Annotated in this window: 3 protein-coding genes; all 3 read right to left on the bottom strand. The window is 58.9% G+C overall.

Annotated elements, in window-relative coordinates:
- Positions 1–112: 112 nt before the first annotated feature.
- Positions 113–2,581 (bottom strand): toxin VasX, encoded by a 2,469-nt coding sequence (locus tag JJD74_RS30180; protein WP_200618056.1) that lies wholly within the window; start codon positions 2,579–2,581, stop codon positions 113–115.
- Positions 2,578–3,468 (bottom strand): DUF4123 domain-containing protein, encoded by an 891-nt coding sequence (locus tag JJD74_RS30175; protein WP_200618054.1) that lies wholly within the window; start codon positions 3,466–3,468, stop codon positions 2,578–2,580. Before JJD74_RS30175 ends, JJD74_RS30180 begins: the two co-directional genes overlap by 4 nt.
- On the bottom strand, positions 3,441–5,098 hold a 1,658-nt coding region (gene tssI, locus JJD74_RS30170; protein ID WP_200618051.1), incomplete at its 5' end, for a type VI secretion system tip protein TssI/VgrG. The genes JJD74_RS30175 and tssI, both read right to left, overlap by 28 nt.

Below are 5,098 nucleotides of genomic sequence, written 5' to 3'. Positions count from 1 at the left end.
TGAGTCAGCTGCCGGTAATGCGTAGTCATCTGCGCTTGAATCCTTCGGTGTGAGAGCCTGGATTCTACCGGTGGCTGGCTCTCTGCCTCTCGTTTCAAGCGTTGCGCTTATTCTATGAATTCAGGCCTAGTAGGCCCTGAACGCCATAAACTGCTACTTGGCCGGTAACTGCTAGTTTTTTTAGGCTCGCCCAGGGGTCAATGTTGTTCTGAGAGGCTTCCAATTGAATTTGCAGTGAGCGGAATTCATTGAGAGCAGCTCCGAATGATAGTGCGCCGACAATCCCCCCAAACAGAGTCAACGTTGGAGCCGCCGCAGCACCACGGCTTATCTCATGAACTCCCTTCCCCAAAATCACCCAATTCTGAATCACCGCCCCCAATGCTGCCCCTGCGTACAAATACGCTGACATGCTATCCGCCTGCCGTTGCGCATCGCTGCCTTCCAGCGCCGCTGCCTGTCCGGCATAGGTGCCGGCGTTGAGAATGTTGACCACCAGCGCCGCCAGCGGCAGTAGGCCACCCGAGGCTTTGATCGAGGGTGCGTTGACGATGCCGTTGACGCGACCGAGGCTGATGGCCTGAGCGGTGCTTCGGGTCCATTGGCTGAGGGCTTCAGCGTTCTGGCCGACTAAGCGCCAGACTTTGATACCGTTCTCTACGCCCTGCACAAGGCGGGTTTTATCGCCGAGGCGGATGACCAGGAATAATCCCATTGCCATCGCCGTGCCTTTGCTTACATGAATCAAAGACGCGCCGAGGCGGGTCATGGTCGCCGTCCAGGCACCTTCCAGATTGCTCGCTAACCGCTCGATATTGCGCAGGGTGTCCGCGTCCAGAATCTTGAGCGCGGCTGCGCGGGAATCTGCAAGGTTTTCCAGACTGAGCGCCGTGACCAGTTCGTTGAGGCGTGAAGTGTTGTTCACCGCCGCTTCCAGGCTCGGACTCCACGCCTGGAACACCAGACGCAGCAAACCGGGATCCTCGCTATTCACATAGTCGGCAAACTGTTTCGCGCCTTCGCTACGGCTGCACTGAGCGCTGAGGCAAGCGATCGTCAGGCTTTCCAGCCACTTGAGGTGCTCTTCGCTGCTCTGGTCGACAAACCACGTGCCGCTGTCGTTGCGTGGCAGGTAGGTTTTGCGATCGGCGTACAGCAATTGATGGCGTTCTTCGACCTGTTTGAAGTGCTGCGGCGCCTCCTGATCCAGCCAATGGTCCATGCTCGCCAAGTCGATGTATTCACCAACTTTGGTTCCGCCGCCACCTTCCAGATTGCTGGTTTTTTCCTGGCGATAATCTCGCACGACTTGTTGCGCTTCCTGATGTAGCTCGCTCGGGATGAAGCTGCGCACCTTGTTCAGTACGGCCTCTTCACGGGATCGAACCTGAGCCAACAGGCCATCCGCTTGGGCATGCCCATACTGTCGGCCGCGTTGTTGGTTGATGCGTGTTTCTTCCAGCATCAGGGTGTTCAGCTGCTTTTGACTGTCGATCAGGGTGTCGCCCTGTTCCGGTGTCAGTTGCAGGTTGTGTTCGCGATACCGGTAGTTGAGCAGGTTGGCAACTTCGCCACCGTCTTCGGTGACCATGTTGCGGATAAAGCTGCCGATGGTCTGGCGCAAGCTGTTGTCGGCTACCCACTCTTCGTGTTCAGCCTCGACCTTGTTCTGTTCGTGGTCGATATCCCGCAACACCCCCAGATCATCATCCAGTGCAGCAAACACAGCATACAGCGGAGCTGACTCGCTCTTGGCTTTGTCCAGCCAGGCTTGCGTAGGTGCCAGTTCCCATGGGCTGGCGCTCCAATTCCCAGGCTCGACCACGGGCTCGCCCGGTGGTTGCGTGCCGGCAGCCTGTTCGCGTTCGCGCAGAGATTCCGAGCTGGCGGAGTAGGCTTTGATATTGTCTTGAGTAGGCGCGGCTTGCGCCGTTTTGCGTTGTTCTTTCACGCCTTCGCGGTCAGTCGCGCCGCTCTTCTGATGTTCATGCGCAAGGGTTTTTTCGCGCACTTTCGGCATAAGTTCGGCCACCAGTGTCGGGGCTTTTTCGAGCGGTGGGCAGTGTTTGGCCGACAGGCGTTTGGCTACGTCGGTAAGGGCGATCTGACGCATGCGCTTGCGTCGTTCACCGGTCTTTTTCAGGCGCTCGCAGGCGTCTTTGCCCAATGGCACTTCGCTGTAGAGCATCCACGCGTCGGTGCTTTTGTTCAACGCGATTCCGGCGTTTTCACCGGTCGTCAGAGCAGAGTGGGGTTGCGTCAGCGGTTGTTCAACCAGCAAACCATCAGACGCCACCGCGTAGCGTTTCAATGGTCCTTCGGCATGCCAAAGATAGGCGTAGCCCGCGCGCAAGCGACGCAAGGCCATCGGGTGGCTTTTGGTCGGGCTGGATGGCGCGAAATCGGCGTGTTTGGCGGCCTGTTCGGCCATTGCGTAGCGGCTGGGAACCACAAAGATTTCGGGTTGGCGCGCAGGGCAGGTGGTAGCCGGGCTGGACAGGTCTTCGTCGCCGAACTGGCATTGTGCAGCCTGATCTGCAGCGGCCAGGTTGCGGTTTTTATCGAGCGGTGCGGTGGTCATGCATTGGACTCCTTGTCAGTCAGCAGCCAATGGCGATGCAGTTCTACCAACAAGGCATCCAGGCGTTGTGTGGCATTGAGTGTCGGCTGTTGAAAAATCTCGCGGTAGGCATGATGTTCAGGCGCTTGGGGGAACTCGGTCCCGTGCTCGGCAACCAGAGCAGACCAGCGTGCCACTTCGTTGGGCGCCGAGTAACCGTGGCTGGCGGCGCCTTCACGGCAAAGGACCGCCCATTGCTGCTGTTCGACGGCCGAGCGCTGAGCCAGGCAGTCGGGAAAGTAGGTACGAACGTGCTCCAGCAACTGTTGATCAAACATTTCCAGCTTGCCTTGATTGAGCCGTTGCAACTTTTGCTCATCGAGGTGAAGCCACGGACGCTCAGCATATTGCTGGGCGCTTTGGCGATCCTGCTCACGAACGATCCACTGTTCTTCCTGGCCTTCTCGCGCTGGCAGACGTACGCGTCTGATCGGGCCCATCACGTGATCTTTTTCCCCGGGGTTCAGGGTCGGCAGCCAATGGCGCATGACTCGCGGGTCGTAGTAGCGAAACAGCATTGACGCTTCACCGGTCACCCGCGCGTGGATGAGGCTGCGCAGATGTTCAGTCAATTGCTGTAGAGGCGCGTCGCTTTCGATGATGAGGCCAGCATCGTTTTGCCAGTCATCAGTGAAGGCCTTTTCAAGTGCGCTGTTGGCTCGCAAGACGATCAGCGCAGGGCCGACATCAAATACCTCTTGGTAGGGCGTTGCGTGATACAGCCATTCGATAACAGGGTTGTCGTCCAGACTGTACAAACGGGACGGAAGGTTTTCGATCTTTGCTCCATCCAGAAGCAGATAACGCGTGGCACCGGGGATCATTTCATCGCCTTCAGTTTTTGGCATATCTCGCAGATCGGCTGAGCCGTTGTGGCCGCCCGTTTCAGGGTTTGACGCAACGCCGGCCCCAACAACAGCCCGGCCTTGTCGCTGTCCGCTTGCTTCAATGGCCCCGGCAACAACGGCGCAGCGCCCGTGCCGCTACCCGGTCCACCGCCAGAGTTCATATTGATCACCGGCCCACTCATGGTCACGCCGCCAGCATCAATCTTGATAAAGCTGCCGCCACCGACCAGGGTCAATTCGGCGCCGGCTTCCATCACGACTTTCATACCACTGCTCAGGTGGATCTCCTGCCCCGCATCAATGAACTGCCCAGTCCCAATCTTGATGTGCTGATTGACGCCCACGGTCAGGTGATCATTCGCCCGGGCCTCAACTTTGCGATCGGCATAAACCGTGTGGTGTTCCTCGGCCTTGAATTCCGTGTAGCTGTTCTTTTCAACGGTGTCGTGGCGTTCGTTGCCGACCCGAATCTTCTGGTCGTGTTCGACGTTCTCGTCCCAGTCGCGCTGGGCGTGGAGGTAGATTTGTTCCTGACCTTTCTTGTCTTCGATGCGTAGTTCGTTGTAGCCGCCGCCACCCATTGAGCTCAGGGTTTTGAAGGTACTGCGGGTTTTGTTCGCCGGCAGCGCGTACGGGACGGTGTTTTCCTTGTGGTACAGGCAGCCGCTGATCAGTGGCTGATCGGGGTCGCCTTCAAGGAAGGTGACCAGCACTTCCATGCCGATGCGCGGGATGGCGATGCCGCCGTATTGGGCGCCGGCCCACGCTGAAGACACGCGCAGCCAGCAGCTGGTTTTGTCGTCGGCCTGGCCTTCGCGGTCCCAGTGGAATTGGACTTTGACGCGGCCGTATTGGTCGCAGTGGATCTCTTCGCCTTTGGGGCCGGTGACCACGGCGCTCTGGCTGCCGAGGATGCGCGGTTTCGGGTGGCGCAGGGGCGGGCGATTCGGCACGTCCCATGGCGTGGCCTGGAAGCGGTTGCGGTAGCCCTGATGGAAATCGTCTTTCAGCGCGGTGGTGTCACTGGTCACCGACTCTTCCAGCACTTGCGGCTGTTTGCCTTCGTGCAGGACTTCGGTGAGCAGCCAGAGGTCGTTCCATTTGGCTTTCGGGTGTTGAGTCAGCGCGAGAAAGTGGCCGCTGACCAGCAACGGCTGATCGCTCTTGCCTTCAGCCAGTTGGAAGTCGCTGCGGTGGCGTTCGAGGGCGCGTTTGGCCAGGTGTTTGCCGCGTTCGCGGTCGATGAAGCGGCCAGGGTAGTCGTAGTCCTCGAGGTCGGGCACGGCATCGCCGCGGTTTTCGCTTTCGAGGGTGATGCGCGGTTTTTCGAAGTCGTAATCGCGGCGGGAGGTGCGGCTGGTGCGGGTTTCCAGGCGCAGGTCGAAGCGCTTGATCACCGGGTCGCTGGCGACCATGCCGGAGTCTTGCTGATAGGCCACAGGCTTGAGTTTCGGGAACACCGTCTGGTCATCGCCGAACACCAGTTTGTGCGCCGTGGCGCTATGCTGGAAGTGGTAATGAATACCTTCTTCTTCGCACAGGCGCTGGATGAAATGCAGGTCCGATTCATCGTATTGCACGCAGTAGATGCGCTCGGGGTAGATCGAGCCGGTCTTGAATTCGTAGGCGT

It is taken from the genome of Pseudomonas sp. MF6776, assembly GCF_016613125.1.
Classification (GTDB): Bacteria; Pseudomonadota; Gammaproteobacteria; order Pseudomonadales; family Pseudomonadaceae; genus Aquipseudomonas; species Aquipseudomonas iridis.
Note: the sequence above shows the minus strand (reverse complement) of the source record. Positions and strands in the feature narration are given on the sequence as shown.